This is a genomic window from Pseudomonas sp. CBC3 (assembly GCF_037967085.1).
In the GTDB taxonomy this organism is placed as follows: Bacteria; Pseudomonadota; Gammaproteobacteria; order Pseudomonadales; family Pseudomonadaceae; genus Stutzerimonas.
This window is the reverse complement of the sequence record NZ_JBANEO010000001.1, coordinates 736,799-752,081: the sequence shown is the minus strand read 5'-3', so window position 1 is coordinate 752,081 and position 15,283 is coordinate 736,799. Positions and strand designations below refer to the sequence as shown.

Here is a 15,283-nt window from a genome sequence, read left to right as displayed (position 1 = left end):
ATGAGTTCCTTTCGTTCTACTGCCAAAGAAGAGAACCCAGCTCAATGGACAGTTGGAGAATCTTCATGTTGAAGAAGCAGCTTCTTAGGTCACGGCTTCCAGAGTGAAATGGCGGAAGGCAGTGGGAGTCGAACCCACCCGGGAACGGCTGCCGCCCCCAACCGGGTTTGAAGCCCGGCCGCACCACCGGGTGCGATTGCCTTCCAGAGACGTGCCCGAACGGGGCTGGAATCTGGACGTGCTGCAGCCTACCCGACCTCAGCCTCCGAGGCCAAGGCGCTGTCGGGTCGCACCTTGCGTTCGTTGCCGAAGCGCCGGGTGAGGCCGATGCGGTCGAAGTGCTCGAGCAGCTGGATGCTGCGCTTGCGGCCGAGCTGAATCTGGTCGCGGAACGCGGCAGCGCGGATCACGCCGTGTTGCCGTTCCATATCCACTACCCGATTGGCCAGCTGGCGGATGGTGGAGTCGGTGTAGAACAGGTCTTTGACGACCTGTTGCAGCATTCCTATGCGGGACAGCTTGCGCAACAGATGACGAACCTTGTCCTCGTCGATGCGCAGTTCGCCGGCCAGATCGCGGACCCAGGGTGGATCGAAACGGGCGGATTCCAGCAGCGGCCATAGCCGGGCTTTCAGCGCTTCCTCCTCGTCGCTCAGCCGAACGCGGTGCCCAGGCAGGTGCAGCCAGGGACCGCTGGCTTCGATCTTTCCGGCCGCCAGCGTTTGTTCCAGCAACGCTAAATATATCGGCCGCTCCAGCTGAGGCAGCGCGTAGCGGCGCAGGCGGTCGCGATCCGGACCCAGCTCGTCCGGTTGGGCTTCGTGGAAGCGCTGCAATGCCGCCACAAGACTTTGGCCGAGGTAGTCCCAGGTGTCGCGGTCGAACAAGCGCGGGCCAAGCCGTGTGGTAATTTCCAGGGCTTCGTCCGGCAGCTTCCAGGTGTGTCGCGGACGGTTGAACTGCCGTTCCAGCAACGCCGGCTCCAGACCGTTGATCGCGCTGGGCAGCAGCCCCGGCAGGATGTGTTCCAGTGTTTCGCCGTCCAGTGCGCGCAATACCGCTAGGCGTGCCTGGCGGTGCCGATTGCGCGGCGGAGCGAAGGGATCGAGCACCCGTCCGCCGCCCAGGGTTCGCTGTGCGGATTGGTCGCGCAGTATCACGCGATCGCCGTGTACCGCATGAGCCGGCGCATTCAGCAACAGCTGCGCATGCACGCGGCCGCCGGGCGCCAGGTATTCGCCTTCCAGCAGGGCAATCCGGCCGGTGACGTCCTGCGCACCAAGGTGAATGTGTACCGGCGTCCAATGGCGCAGTTCGCGAACTTCGCTGGGCAACAGGGTGAATTCGATATCGATGCGCTGGGTTGCGGCCTGTAGCTCGGGTTTCAGCAGCCAGTCGCCCCGGCTGATTTGCTCTGTCGCAAGGCGTTCGCCGGCGAGGTTCAGGGCGACCCGCTGACCTGCATGGGCCTCGTCGGACGCCTGGTTCTGCGCATGCAGTCCGCGTACCCGAACGGTTCGTCCGGCTGGGCTCAGGGTCAGTTCGTCCCCCACGCGCACCCGGCCCGCGAAGGCCGTGCCGGTGACGACGACGCCGGCACCGACGACGCTGAATGCGCGGTCAATGGCCAGGCGGAAATAACCGTTGCCGCAACCCGAGCGTACCTCTGCGGTCTGCTCGATCAGCGCCGAACGGAGCGCATCGATCCCTTCGCCGCTGATGCTGGACACCGGGAAGATCGGCGCGCCGGCCAGCGGACCGGCCTGTAGCAGCGCTTCGACTTCCTGGCGCGCTTGGTCAGTGCGCGCTGGGTCGACCCGGTCGATCTTGGTCAGCGCCACCAGCGCGCGGCGAATGCCCAGTAGTTCGATGATGGCCAGATGCTCGCGTGTCTGCGGCATCACGCCGTCATCGGCAGCGACCACCAGCAGCACGCAGTCGATGCCGCAAGCACCGGCCAGCATGTTGTGCACGAAGCGCTCGTGACCGGGTACGTCGATGAAACCGGTGAGGTTTTCTGAATTGCCAAGCGAGGCGTACAGGTAACCGAGGTCGATGGTGATGCCGCGCAGGCGTTCCTCGCGACGACGATCGCCCTCTTGCCCGGTCAGAGCCTTGAGTAAAGCCGTCTTGCCGTGGTCGATGTGGCCGGCGGTACCGATGATCATGACATCAGCTTCCGCTGCAGGTGCGGCAGCTGTTCCAGCAGTGCCGCCTCGTCGTCCAGTTGCCGAAGGTCGAGCCAGAGGGCATCTTCGGCGAGCCGGCCAAGGACCGGGATCGGTAGGTAACGTAAGGCTTCTTCCAGCTGGCGCAGGCTGCGACCGCGCAGCCGCTTGGGTTGCAGCGGGCTGATACAAACCGCGGCACTTGGCAGTCGTGCCACCGGCTGTGCGCCGCTGCCGATCATGCCCAGCGCGTCGCGGACGGCAACCTGCCAGTTTTCACCGAGCGCCGTGGCGATTGCCGGCGCAATTCGTTCGGCTTGTGCACGGATCTGCTCCTGCGGGCGGCTGAGCAGGCGCAGGCTGATCAGGCGTTCGGCGAGGCGATCAGGGTCGCGATAAAGATTGAGCACCGCTTCCAGCGCAGCCAGGGTCAGTTTGTCTACCCGCAGGGCGCGTTTGAGCGGGTTTTTCTTGATCTTCTGGATCAGCTCGCGACTGCCTACGATCAGCCCGGCCTGGGGGCCGCCGAGCAGTTTGTCGCCACTGAAGGTGACGATATCGGCGCCGTCGCGCAGGGCTTCCTGCACGGTCGGCTCCTTCGGTAGGCCCCAGCGCGACAGGTCGACCAGGCTGCCACTGCCTAGGTCCTCCAGCAGCGGCAAGCCATGCGCTCGGGCGATGGACGCCAGCTCAGCTGTGGCGACGCTGGCGGTGAAGCCCTGCACGCTGTAATTGCTGGTATGTACACGCATCAGCAGGCCGCTGCGCGGGCCGATGGCGTTTTCGTAGTCGCGCACGTGGGTGCGGTTGGTGGTGCCTACTTCATGCAGCTTTACCCCGGCACGCGCCATGATGTCGGGAATGCGGAAGGCGCCGCCGATTTCGATTAGCTCGCCACGGGAAAGGATGCCTTCCTTGCGTGCACCTAGGCTGTTGAGGGCCAGCAGAACGGCGGCGGCATTGTTGTTGACTACGGTGACGTCTTCGGCACCGGTCAGCTCGCGGATCAACCCTTCGATCAGGTCGTCGCGGTCGCCGCGCTTGCCGCTGGCCAGATCGAATTCCAGGTTCAACGGGTAGCGAGCTGCGAGGGTGATCGCCTCGATGGCTTCGTCGGGCAGCAGCGCGCGGCCGAGGTTGGTGTGCAGCACCGTGCCGGTAAGGTTGAATACGCGACGTATGCGGCTGCGGTGCTGGCTGGCGAGGCGCTCTCCGGCGCGCCCGGCAAGCACGGCCTCTGACAGCTCCAGCGCGGCGAGCTGACCGTGGCGGGCCGGCTCGCGTAACTCATCGAGCAGATCGCGTAGCGTGCCGAGCAGCGCTTCGCGGCCGTAGCGCTGCTGCAGGGGCGCGCAAGCAGGCGCGCGCAACAGACGGTCCACCGAGGGCAGGCGAACGCTGCTCATGGCTGATTATCCGGTCGGTGGCTCGGTACGAAAGCGGCGGTGGGAGTGCTCGTCGTGCTGACGACGTAAAACCCTGTCATGAGGTTGCCTGACACGCAGGACTCCATTCTTTTTAGTATTTTCCGAGCAGCATAGACGCTTAATTCTTCACAGGGTTCAGCCGAGCGGCGCGCTTCTTGCCGCCAAAAAACAAAAAAAACCCGGGCAAGCCGGGCTCAAAATGAAGTTAAAGGAAACAGCGCCGCTCGGAGGGTGGGTCTTAAGTCGCTTCGCTGACCCTTTTTGCTGAGCTGTAGGCTCATGGTTGGTGGGATCGGCGGCATGACGAACCGCAATACAACGATTCGCCTTAAAAACGAAACCCCGCATTCAGCGGGGTTCGTTATCTAACTGAACCCAATTAAGCCGGGGCTCTCGGTTACGCCTGGGTGTATCAGGCGTTCTGACGGATACCCGCGACCAGCCACGGCTGGTTCTCGCCCTGTGCACGCTCCATGCGCCAGCTTTCGCTGAAGGGCTCGCCCTGATCGAAGCGCGAGTTTTTCGCGACGCCGGTGAAGGTCAGCGTGGCGGTGGTTTTCTCGGCATTGTCGTCCACGCCGTCGAGCTGGATATGCAGATCGTCGACATAGGTCGACTGGTAGGCATCACCAATCTCGGCGCGTTCGCGCTTGAGGAACTCGAGCAGCTGCGGCGTGACGAACTCGGCGATCTTGTCCATTTCGTTGGCATCCCAGTGCTGCTGCAGCGACAGGAAATGCTCGCGAGCCGCACCGACGAAACTCTGCTCGTTGAACCAGGCGGGCGCGTTGATTACCGGTGCCTTGGCTACAGCTGCGCTGCTGCCGCCGAAAATGGACGGTTGCTGCGGCATTTCGCGCTGCATCGGTGCATGCCCTGCCACGGCTGGCTGCTGCTGGCGACGGCGGGCAGCCAGGAAGCGGAACAGCAGGAAAGCGATCAGGCCGAAGATCAGGATATCCATGAACTGAATACCCTCGAAGCCGTCGCCCATGAACATCGAGGCGAGCAGACCGCCAGCGGCGAGGCCGGCCAGCGGGCCGAGCCAGCGTGAAGCACCGCTGGCTGCGGCCGGCTGTTGGCGTCCTGCTTGCTGCGCGGCTGCGTCATTGCGTTGTTGAGGCTGCGCCTGACGGGTCTGGTGGCTGGGCGCCGAGCCAAAGCTCTTGCCGCCGCCGAAACGCTTGGCGTGCACGTCGAGACTGAGAGTCAGGCCGATACACAGCGCTATGAAAATGCTGAGCACACGTTGCATTTGGTATTCCTGGTATGGGTGAAATTACAGGCTGATGTTGCACGGCCCGCTCGGGCCGCGCCAGTTGGAGAGTGTTTCGGGTTTTTGCTCGCTGCGCTTGTTGGATAGACGACAAGCGCAGCGAGTCTTTGGCTCATCGCCAGTTGTACAGCTCTTTTTCGGAAATTTCATGCATGGGTTTGACCTGCGCCTGGAACGCCTTCATCGACGCCCAGATACGGCCGTTCAGCTCGCTTTGTGCGGCCAGCTCGCCTAGGACGGCATCGGACTGCTCACGCATGGCGGCCAGCACCTCGTCGGGGAAGCGCTTGAGCTCAGTGCCCTGCTGCTTCAACTGATCGAGCGCGAGGGCGTTGTTGTAGACATAGTCGTCGATCATGTCACGGCTTGCTGCGCCGGCGGCCTCGGTGAGAATGGCGCGCAGATCGTCCGGCAGGCTGTCGAGCGCTTTTTGATTGACCAGCAACTCCAGCACCGCCTGCGGCTCCTGCCAGCCGGGGTAGTAGTAGTACTTCGCCGCCTTGTGCAGGCCGAAAGCTAGGTCGTTGTAGGGGCTGACCCAGTCGGTGGCATCAATCGCGCCGGTCTGCAGCGCTGTGAAGACTTCGCCGCCCGGCATGTTGACGGTGGTCGCGCCGAGCCGGCTCAGCACTTCGCCGCCCAGGCCGGGGGTGCGAATCTTCAAACCTTGAAGATCCTGCAGCGAGTTGATTTCCTTGTTGAACCAGCCGCCCATCTGCATGCCGGTGTTACCCACGACGAACGGCTTGACGCCGTGCGGTGCGTAGGCTTCGTCCCAGAACGCTTGGCCGCCGCCACGGGTCAGCCAGGCATTCATTTCGCTGGTCGAGAGGCCGAAGGGAACCGAGGTGAAGAATTGCGCCGTGGGCACTTTGCCCTTCCAGTAATAGGCGGCGCCGTGGCCGACTTCGGCGGTGCCGCGCGAGACCGCGTCGAATACCTCGAGGGCAGGCACCAGCTCGCCGGCGGCATAGACCTTGATGGTCAGCCGCCCATTGCTCATGGCATTGACGCGCTCAGCCAACCGTTCGGCTGAAGTGCCCAAGCCTGGATAGTTCTTCGGCCAGGCGGTGACCATCTTCCAGTTGTAGGTTTTAGGCGCTTCGCTGGTGGCCGGTTGCGACTCAGCGGTGGATTCGACTTTCTTCTCATCGTTACAGCCTGCAAGGCCGAGCGTTGCAAGCAGGGCAGCGGCGGCGCCAAACAAGTGACGGCGTTTCATGAGTGAGGTTTTCCTTTGACGATTTTATTAGTATCGGTTGACGTGCACGTCATAGCGTTTGGAGTTTGGCATAACTGAGCATCAACCACTTGCTGCCTTCGCTTTCGAAATTCACCTGAACGCGAGCTTGTGCGCCGGAGCCCTCGAAGTTCAGGATGGTGCCCTCGCCAAATAGCGAGTGCGAGACGCGTTGGCCAAGATTGAATGGCGTTTCCGGCACATTGGCGCCGTCGAACAGGGAGCCGCCGCTCATGCCCCGGCTGTTGAAGCTACGACTCACGGTATTGCTCAGGCGGACTTCGCTGATCAGCGCGGGCGGCACTTCGCGGATGAAGCGCGAGATCTTGTTATAGGTCTCGCTGCCATATAGCCGGCGTGTTTCGGCGTAAGTGACGATCAGCTGCTGCATGGCGCGGGTGATGCCGACGTAGGCGAGGCGGCGTTCCTCTTCGAGACGGCCCGGTTCTTCCAGGCTCATCTTGTGCGGGAACAGCCCTTCCTCCATGCCCACCAGGAACACCAGCGGAAACTCCAGGCCCTTGGCGCTGTGCAGTGTCATCAACTGCACGCTGTCCTCGTGATCGCCTGCCTGCTGCTCGCCGGCTTCCAGCGAAGCGTGGTCGAGGAAGGCGGCCAGCGGTGTCTGCTCGTCTTCTTCCTCTTCGCTGTAGTTGTCGAAGGCGCGTGCGGCGGACACCAGTTCCTCAAGGTTTTCCACCCGCGCCTGGGCTTTCTCGCCTTTTTCGTCGCGGTGATAGGCGAGCAGACCGGATTGCTCGATGACCAACTGCGCCATGTTGTGCAGCTGCATGCCTTCGACTTTGAGCGCGAGGCTATCGATCAGCTCGACGAAGGCGTTCAGCGCACTGGCCGCGCGGCCCGAGACCACCTTGGTGCCGACCGCTTGGTGCAGCGCGGCCCACAGCGACAACCCTTGCGCGCGGGCCAGCTGGCGCAGCGCCTCGACGGTTTTCTCGCCGATACCGCGTGCCGGCACGTTGATCACCCGCTCCAGCGCCGCGTCGTTATCGCGGGTTTGGATCAGGCGCAGGTAGGCCATGGCGTTCTTGATCTCGGCGCGCTCGAAGAAGCGTTGGCCGCCGTAGATGCGGTAGGGAATCTTCTCGCGCAGCAACGCCTCTTCCAGCACCCGCGACTGGGCGTTGGAGCGATAGAGGATGGCGATTTCGCTGCGCGCCAGGCCTTCTTTCTTGATCGCGCTTTCGATGCTCTCGACCACATACCGCGCTTCGTCGTGTTCGTTGAACGCGGCATAAAGGCTGATCGGCTCGCCTTCGCAGCCTTCGGTCCAGAGCTCCTTGCCCAACCGCCCATGGTTGTTGGCGATCAAAGCGTTGGCGGCCTTGAGGATGCAAGCGGTGGAGCGGTAGTTCTGCTCCAGGCGGATGGTTTCGGCGTCTTGGAAGTCTTCGCTGAACTGGTGCAGGTTTTCGACCCGCGCGCCGCGCCAGCCGTAGATGGACTGATCGTCGTCGCCCACCACCATCAGGCTCTCGCCACCCTTGGCCAGCAGGCGCAGCCAGGCGTACTGCACGGCGTTGGTGTCTTGGAACTCGTCCACCAGAATGTGGCGGAAGCGCCGCTGATAGTGGTCGAGCAGCCCCGGGTTGTCGCGCCACAGATCCAGGGCGCGCAGCAGCAGCTCGGAAAAATCGATGACGCCTGCGCGCGCGCAGGCCTCTTCGTACGCCTGGTAGATGCTCAGCATCGTTGCCAGGAATAAGTCGCCGCTGGGCTGGATGTGCTTCGGCCGCAGCCCTTCATCCTTCTGCCCGTTTATCCACCATTGGGCCTGGCGCGCCGGCCAGCGCTGTTCGTCGAGCCCCAGTTCGCGGATCACCCGCTTGACCAGCCGCTGCTGGTCGTCGGAATCGAGGATCTGAAAGTTCTGTGCCAGCTTGGCTTCCTGCCAATGCGCGCGGAGCAGGCGGTGCGCCAGCCCGTGAAAGGTGCCGACCCACATGCCCTGCGGGTTGACCTGCATCAGCTGTTCGATACGCTGGCGCATCTCGGCGGCGGCCTTGTTGGTGAAGGTCACCGACAGAATCGAATGCAGCGAGGCGCGCTCGACCTGGTGCAGCCAGGCGATGCGATGCACCAATACGCGGGTCTTGCCCGAGCCGGCGCCAGCGAGGACCAGTTGGCGACCCAGCGGCGCGGCCACGGCCTGGCGCTGGGCGTCGTTGAGGGAGTTCAGGAGGAGAGAGAGATCGTCATGCATGGGCGCCATTCTATCCGCAAACCGGTTCGGCTCGCTCGCGCAACGGACGGGCGCGTTGACTCGCGCGCCACCGGGTCGGGTTTGCCGTGCCTGACGCCACGCCAAGAATGCATAAGGGTTCTCGTTCGTTGGTCGGAACGCACTGTTGTCTTTGGCCGGCAACATGCCATCATCCGGACCATCAGCTGCGGCGCGCAATGCCTTTCAGACACCTATAACAAGAGTGCTCGATGATCGATTCTGCACAGGCAACCCAATCGGCGTTACTGACCCAGGACGACCAGGCAGTTCTCGCCTGCGCTGATGTCGAGCAGCGAACCGAGCGTACACGGTTGCTTTATCAGAGTTCCCGGATATCGCTCGTGCTATTGCTGGTCGCCGTTGCGGTGTTCCTCGGCCTGCTCTGGAACAAGGCCCCGCTACTGGAATTGACGTTGTGGTCGGGCTGCACCCTGTTGCTGGCGCTGTGGCGGTTGCAGCAAGCGAGCGCATTCGACAGGGCCGCTGCGCAAGATCAGCAACGACCGTATTGGCACCGGACATTCTTGCTGGGCAGCGGTATGACAGCGATCACGCTGTGCTATGCGATCGTGGCACTGGTGCCTGACGACAGTTTCATCCAGCAAACCCTGCTCTACGGCGCGACCGGGTCGGTGGTCGTTACCGGCGCCGTGACCAGTGGCGTATCGCTTCGTGCCTTCTTCATCTTCACCATACCCAGCCTGCTGCCCTCCGCCGTCGTGCTGTTGAGCAGCGACCAGTTACAACAGCTGGGCTGGGGCGTGTTGACCGTCGTGGTGCTGCTGACGCTCTGCATGATTGCCTGGCAGACCAATCACCTGCTGACTGCGAGCTTGCGCCAGCGCTATCACAACCAGCAGCTGATCGCGCGCCTGCAGCTCATGCACAGTGAGGCCACTCAGCTGAACGACGAGCTGGCAGGCGAGGTCGAGCAACGGCGACACGCCGAAGGCCTGCTGCGCGAAACGCTTGACGGGCTCGAACAGCGTGTGACCGAACGCACGGCGGAGCTGAGCGAAAGCGAGGCGCGATTGAACCTAGCGCTCGAAGCCAGCGGTCTGGGGTTGTGGGATTGGGATCTCGAGCATGACGAGGTCCATCATTCGCGTATGGAAGTGGTGTTCGGCATTGGCCAAAGCGCCCGGTTATTGCTGGCCGACCCGCTACGGCCCAAGGTTCATCCTGATGACCTGTCGCAGGTGCGAAACGCCGTCATCGCCCACCTCAAAGGTGAAACCGAGCTATACACGGCGCGCTATCGTGCGGTGAAAGCGGACGGCAGCTGGCTGTGGATGGAAGATTGCGGGCGGGTCATCAAGCGTGATGCCAATGGCCGTGCGCAGCGGATGATCGGTACTCGTCGCGATATCAGCGAGGCTCATCGACAGACCGAGCAGCAGCGTCTGGCGGCCACGGTATTCGACGCGGCCGGCGAGGGCATGGCGATCATGGATGCTGACTTCCGCCTGCTGGCGGTCAACGATGCCTGTTGTGCACTGTCCGGCTATGCGCGAGAGGAACTCATCGGGCGTAGCGTCGCGCGGCTGGCCAGTTCCGAAGACAGTCGGCAGCAGTATGCGGCGATTCGAGAATGCCTGGAGCGGGAGGGAAGCTGGCAGGGTGAGCTGATCGAAACCCGCAAGAATGGTGAAGTTTATCCTCAATGGGCGCAGTTGCATGCGGTTCGCGACAATGAGGGCAAGGTCAGCAATGTCGTGGCGTTCGTATTCGACCTCAGTGTTCGGCGGCAGGTGGAAGAGCGTCTACGCTATCTCACGCACTTCGACGAGCTAACCGGGCTGGCCAATCGCAGCCTGCTCAAGACCCGCCTGCACGATGCCTGCGAGCGGACGCACGCCAATAGCCGCGGTCTGGCGGTGCTTTATATCGACCTAGACCGTTTCAAGATCCTCAACCAGAGCCTGGGACACGAAGCGGCCGACCAGCTGCTGCGCGAAATGTCTCGGCGGCTGTCGCATACCTTTTCCGATGCGGACACTATCGCGCGGCTGTCGGGCGACGAGTTCGTGGTAGTGCTCGAAGGCTACGGCAGCCTGTCGAACCTTGCGCATAGTGGCGGCCGTCTGCTGTCACGCATCAGCAAGCCCGTGTTGATCGGTGATCAGGAACTGGTGATCAGCGCATCCATCGGTGTCAGCCTGATGCCCGACAATGCGCGCGATGCCACGTCCCTGCTGCTGCAGGCCAATATGGCGATGCAACATGCCAAACACCTGGGCGGTAACACCGTGCAGTTCTTCACCGAGCGCTTGCAAAGCACCAGTCTGGAAAATCTGAAGCTTGAAAACCAGTTGCGCCAGGCACTCGAAGAGGGGCAGCTGGAAGTCTTCTATCAGCCGCGCTTGAACGTGGCGGAGGATCGCCTCGACGCAGCCGAAGCGCTGGTGCGCTGGCGTCATCCGCAGCAGGGGCTGATGGCGGCGGGTCACTTCATTCCGCTGGCCGAAGAGACCGGTCTGATCGTCCAGGTGGGCGAGTTCGTCCTGCGCGAGGCTTGCCGGCAGGCCCGCCAATGGCAACTGGACGGGCTCGCGACGATCCGGGTTTCGGTGAATCTCTCGGTCAAACAGCTGCGCCAGGGCAATTTTGTCAGCCTGGTGCGGCAGGTGCTGGTGGAAACAGGACTGCCGGCAGAGTTGCTGGAGCTGGAGCTGACCGAGAGCCAGCTGCTCGACGACATCGACAATGCTGCCAGCATCAGCCATCAGTTGCGTGCGCTCGGCGTGAAACTCGCCATCGATGATTTCGGTACCGGCTATTCGTCGCTCAGCTACCTGAAGCGTTTCCCGGTGAACTACGTCAAGATCGACCGCTCGTTCATCTCGGAGTTGGATCAGGTCGGCGAGGACTCTGCCATCGTTCGGGCCATCATCGCGATGGTCCACAGCCTGGAGTTGAAAGTGGTCGCCGAGGGCGTGGAAACCCAGGCGCAGATGGATTTCCTCAAGGAACAGGGCTGCGACGAAATCCAGGGCTACCTGATCAGCCGCCCGGTGCCGGCCGGGCAGTTTGCCGAGTTGTTGGCGTAGGGCAGGCTGCAGCTGAGCGCCGTCTGGCCGGCACCACGATGCGAATTCGGATTCGAGCGCGACTGGCCTTGCCGGGGCCGCCCGAAACGTGATTCGAGTCATGCTGCGGCCTTGCCATCATTGAAACGGGCGTCCTCGTCGGTCAACCTCCGGCCTTCGCCTGACTCAAGGATGGAGGCCAAGGCATGCTGGATGCCAATCAAGCGCATATCACCCTCGCCATTACCGGCGCCGAAACCGATCTGCAGGTACTGGGTTTCGAAGGCCATGAAAAGCTCAACCAAACCTACCGCTTCGATATCGAAGTGGTCAGCGAACGGCCTGACCTCGATCTCGAGACTCTGATCAACCGCCCTGCCTATCTCGCTTTCGGCCCCGCTGGCAGGGGCGTGCACGGCGTGATCCATAGCATCGGCCAGGGTGACTCCGGCAAGCGTCTGACCCGCTATACCCTGAATCTTCGTCCGCAACTGGCCTATCTGGGTCACAGCCATGATCAGCGCATTTTCCAGCACCTCAGCGCGCCGCAGATCATCGCCCAGGTGCTGGAAGCCCACGGCATCCAGGCCGACGCCTACCGCTTCCAGCTTGGTCACGCTTATCCCGAGCGCGCCTACTGCGTGCAGTACGACGAATCCGACCTGCATTTCATTCAGCGGCTATGCGAGGAGGAAGGCATCAGCTTCCACTTCCAGCACAGCGAAGCCGGCCACGTCCTGGTGTTCGGCGACGATCAGACGGTGTTTCCGAAGCTGGCGCCGGTGGCCTACCAGCAGGATTCCGGCCTGGTCGCCGACCGGGCAGTCGTCAAGCGTTTCGGCGTGCGCCTGGAAACCCGAAGCAGCCATGCCACCTTCCGCGACTACGACTTCGAACAGCCCAGGCTTCAGATGGAAACCGGCTACGGCAGCGAGTTCGCGCCGACGCTGGAGGTCTACGACTACCCCGGCCGCTTCACCACCCGCGTCCGTGGCAAGCACTTGGCTAAACGCAGCCTGGAGCGCCTGCGCGCAGACTACGAACTGGCCGAAGGCCTCAGCGACGCTTACCTGGCGTGCGGCCATTTTCTCGCCCTCACCGACCATCCCCGGCAACAGTGGAACGACCTCTGGCTGCTCACCGAAGTGTTCCATCAGGGTAAGCAGCCACAGGTGCTGGAAGAGTCGATTAATGATGTTTCGGATGCGCTCCGTCCTGCCCCCTCTCCCCGCTGGGGCGCCCGGCTTGGGGGGAAAGGCCACACCGACTTCCAACAAGGCTACCGCAACCATTTCACCGCCACTCCTTGGGACATCTTCTACCGCCCCCAGCTCGACCACCTCAAACCCAAAGTCTTAGGCAGCCAAACCGCCGTCGTCACCGGCCCTGCCGGCGAAGAAATCCACTGCGACCAATACGGCCGAGTGAAAGTACAGTTCCATTGGGACCGCCAGGGCCAGGCCAACGACAAGGCAAGTTGCTGGCTGCGCGTCTCCAGCAGTTGGGCTGGCGATCGCTATGGCGGCATCGCCATCCCGCGAGTCGGCATGGAGGTACTGGTGACCTTCCTCGAAGGCGATCCCGACCAGCCATTGATTACCGGCTGCCTGTACCACGCCGAACATGTCGTGCCTTATGAACTGCCGGCCCACAAGACCCGCACCGTCTTCAAAACCCTCAGCTCACCCGGTGGCGAGGGCTACAACGAACTGCGCATCGAAGACCGTAAGGGCGCCGAACAGATCTACGTGCATGCCCAGCGCGACTGGGACCAGAACATCCAGCACGACCAGAAGATCCGCGTCGGCCACGAACGCCACGATACCGTCGAGGCCAGCGCCTACAGCGAATTCCAGGCCGAAGAACACCGCACTACTCACGGCGATCGCAAGACCGAAGTCAGAGCCAGCGACCACCTCACCGTAGGCGACAGCCAGCACGTCAGGATCGGCAGCGGCCAGTTCGTCGAAGCCGGCAATGAAATCCATTACTACGCTGGCAGTAAAGTCGTCATCGACGCCGGCATGGAACTCACCGCCTCAGGCGGCGGCAGCTTCCTCAAACTCGACCCCAGTGGTGTCACGCTGAACGGCGCTGCCATAAAAATGAATTCGGGAGGGGCGCCGGGCAAGGGTTCGGGGTTGAAGGTGCTGGCGTCAGTGCTACCTAACGAGGCGGACAAGGACCAGGCCGGCGCCAAGCCAAAACTGGCCCTGGCCAACACTCAGCTACAGGTGGCCCGTAAAGCAAGGCAGATCGGAGCCAGCCGCTGCCCCATCTGCGAAGCCTGCAGAGAGGGCGTCTGCGGCATCGGTGCGGCCACATGAATGATCAAGTGCGACAGTGGCTCGATGAACAGCAGGCGCAACAACGGCAACTGCTGCTCATCATCGACAGCCTGGCCGAACCCAGCCCCATTCAGGAGCTGTTTGTCAGCGACCTGATGCAGGATTACATCAATCTCTATCACGGAACCGAATTCGCCGATTTGGCGGATATCGGTCCATGGCTGGTTGCCGTAAGCGCCTCCGAGGTTGCGCAGATTCAGCCAATGCTTGATGCGCCTGAGCGCAACTGGGGCTGGCTGGCAAGTGCCGACCGCATCGATCTAACTGCCCTTGCGCAGCACTGGCGGGAACGCATGCAGGTCGATGAGAAAGGGCAGCGCTCGCTTTACCGATTTCAGGACAGCCGCGTTATCGCTCGCCATCTTGCCGAACTTGCACCGGCACAGCAGCCGTTGCTGCTCGGCCCCCTGAACAGCGCTCTTTGCTGGGATGGTGAGTGTTGGCAGTGCTTCGATAATGCACGACCGGGACAATACCCCGCTCCATTCGAAGCAGCCTGGCTGACCTTGCCTGAGCCGGATACCGTGGTGCGGGAAATCCAGCGCCATAACCTGACGCTTTGGTTGTGGCAGCAGCATCCAACCCTCACCGCCAAGCTGGCGGAGCGCGTCGTGCTGGACGCCTGGCTCAATGAGCAGCTCAACCAGGCCGAGCTCTGGCAATGGCACTCGCCGGAGCAACAGCGCTTTTTGCTGCAGTATCGTCTGAATCTGGTGCTGGTAGCGCATTCGTTCTGGACTCCCCGTCCCGTCGAGTCACCTGAGCAGCACTTCCTCCGTTGCCAGGCTTTCTTCACTAACTTGGAGTGCCCTCGCGCATGATTCGCCATATCCCACAACTGGCGATCGGTCTGGCCACCAGTCTTCTGACCGCTTGTGGCTCCCTGGTCCCGTTTGCAGGCGAAAACTTCACACTGCAAGGCCAGCTGCCGCCGAATTTCGCCCTCAAGGCTCAGGCTCATTACGGTGTCGCCAACGACTGCAATGGCTCCAGCCGAACACGTTCCTTCGAGAGCGACTTCGAACACGACGCCCATGAGTATCGCTTCAGGATTCCAGTTAACTATCGCGACGGCCTCTGCGAGATGCGCTTGGCTCGCGTGGGCCTGTTTATTCACGGCCGCTACGGTGAAAAGGACTGGCAGCGCACCTACGACAATGGAGGCCTGGTGCTGGTCGACGCTCTGCCTGAAGGTGCGTCAGGGTTCGATGCAAACGGAAGGCTGAGCAAGACGGCTGAATGCAGTTGGTTGTTTCAGCTCAGCAAGGCGTATTCCAGAAAAGGAGAGATTAGCAAATTGCTCACTTGCAAAAATGCTGGTGCTTACGTTGTCGGTCAAGAGCTGCCAGGAAAGCTTGTTGGGCTGTCATTTCGAGTTGAGCAGGAAGAGCGGCCGTCGAGAAATAACACGTGGATTAACACTCCCGGGGGCTGGAAGCCCTGTGTGCCGAAAGCGGGATGGCAGCGGTGCCAAGAGCCACCCGTATTCGACAAATTCAAAATGAACGACCAAGAGTGCACCGTGTACCCAAATTGCAAGGAATGATTAG

At 62.2% G+C, this 15,283-nt stretch carries 9 protein-coding genes and 1 tRNA gene; 4 read left to right on the top strand and 6 right to left on the bottom strand.

Annotation, left to right across the window (positions count from 1 at the left end):
* Positions 1-109: 109 nt before the first annotated feature.
* The 6 genes from V6943_RS03360 to uvrD all read right to left on the bottom strand — a co-directional run bounded on the left by V6943_RS03360 (position 110) and on the right by uvrD (position 8,335).
* Positions 110-205: transfer RNA gene (locus V6943_RS03360), tRNA-Sec, on the bottom strand.
* Between the two features lie 43 nt (positions 206-248).
* Positions 249-2,168 carry a selenocysteine-specific translation elongation factor gene (selB, locus tag V6943_RS03355; protein WP_131649374.1) on the bottom strand — a complete coding sequence of 640 codons (1,920 nt, stop codon included), beginning with the start codon at positions 2,166-2,168 and terminating at the stop codon, positions 249-251.
* Positions 2,165-3,574, bottom strand: coding sequence for an L-seryl-tRNA(Sec) selenium transferase (selA, locus tag V6943_RS03350; RefSeq protein ID WP_340552605.1), 1,410 nt, complete (start codon positions 3,572-3,574; stop codon positions 2,165-2,167). The genes selB and selA overlap by 4 nt, the downstream gene beginning before the upstream one ends.
* A gap of 433 nt (positions 3,575-4,007) precedes the next feature.
* Complete coding sequence (locus tag V6943_RS03345; protein WP_340552604.1) at positions 4,008-4,850, bottom strand: Tim44 domain-containing protein; 843 nt, start codon at positions 4,848-4,850, stop codon at positions 4,008-4,010.
* 133 nt (positions 4,851-4,983) lie between these two features.
* Positions 4,984-6,093, bottom strand: coding sequence for a TRAP transporter substrate-binding protein (locus V6943_RS03340; RefSeq protein WP_131649377.1), 1,110 nt, complete (start codon positions 6,091-6,093; stop codon positions 4,984-4,986).
* A 49-nt stretch (positions 6,094-6,142) separates the two neighbouring features.
* Entirely contained in the window at positions 6,143-8,335 is a 2,193-nt protein-coding gene (gene uvrD / locus V6943_RS03335) for a DNA helicase II (protein WP_131649378.1), read from the bottom strand.
* A gap of 230 nt (positions 8,336-8,565) precedes the next feature.
* Here uvrD and V6943_RS03330 point away from each other — a divergent pair, with 230 nt between their 5' ends.
* The 4 genes from V6943_RS03330 (at position 8,566) to V6943_RS03315 (ending at position 15,279) form a co-directional block, all read left to right on the top strand.
* Positions 8,566-11,406, top strand: a complete 2,841-nt coding sequence (locus tag V6943_RS03330) for a putative bifunctional diguanylate cyclase/phosphodiesterase (protein ID WP_340552603.1) — start codon at positions 8,566-8,568, stop codon at positions 11,404-11,406.
* 185 nt (positions 11,407-11,591) lie between these two features.
* Positions 11,592-13,712, top strand: coding sequence for a type VI secretion system Vgr family protein (locus V6943_RS03325; RefSeq protein ID WP_340552602.1), 2,121 nt, complete (start codon positions 11,592-11,594; stop codon positions 13,710-13,712).
* Positions 13,709-14,554, top strand: coding sequence for a DUF4123 domain-containing protein (locus V6943_RS03320; RefSeq protein WP_340552601.1), 846 nt, complete (start codon positions 13,709-13,711; stop codon positions 14,552-14,554). The genes V6943_RS03325 and V6943_RS03320 overlap by 4 nt, the downstream gene beginning before the upstream one ends.
* A complete protein-coding gene (locus V6943_RS03315; protein ID WP_340552600.1) occupies positions 14,551-15,279 on the top strand; it encodes a hypothetical protein in 729 nt (242 codons plus the stop codon). The genes V6943_RS03320 and V6943_RS03315 overlap by 4 nt, the downstream gene beginning before the upstream one ends.
* Positions 15,280-15,283: the final 4 nt, after the last annotated feature.

Bases quoted from the DNA above. Each gene is read 5' to 3' on its own strand.
- selB (WP_131649374.1), bottom strand. From the start codon at position 2,168: ATGATCATCGGTACCGCCGGCCACATCGACCACGGCAAGACGGCTTTA.
- selA (WP_340552605.1), bottom strand. From the start codon at position 3,574: ATGAGCAGCGTTCGCCTGCCCTCGGTGGACCGTCTGTTGCGCGCGCCT.
- V6943_RS03345 (WP_340552604.1), bottom strand. From the start codon at position 4,850: ATGCAACGTGTGCTCAGCATTTTCATAGCGCTGTGTATCGGCCTGACT.
- V6943_RS03340 (WP_131649377.1), bottom strand. From the start codon at position 6,093: ATGAAACGCCGTCACTTGTTTGGCGCCGCCGCTGCCCTGCTTGCAACG.
- uvrD (WP_131649378.1), bottom strand. From the start codon at position 8,335: ATGCATGACGATCTCTCTCTCCTCCTGAACTCCCTCAACGACGCCCAG.
- V6943_RS03330 (WP_340552603.1), top strand. From the start codon at position 8,566: ATGATCGATTCTGCACAGGCAACCCAATCGGCGTTACTGACCCAGGAC.
- V6943_RS03325 (WP_340552602.1), top strand. From the start codon at position 11,592: ATGCTGGATGCCAATCAAGCGCATATCACCCTCGCCATTACCGGCGCC.
- V6943_RS03320 (WP_340552601.1), top strand. From the start codon at position 13,709: ATGAATGATCAAGTGCGACAGTGGCTCGATGAACAGCAGGCGCAACAA.
- V6943_RS03315 (WP_340552600.1), top strand. From the start codon at position 14,551: ATGATTCGCCATATCCCACAACTGGCGATCGGTCTGGCCACCAGTCTT.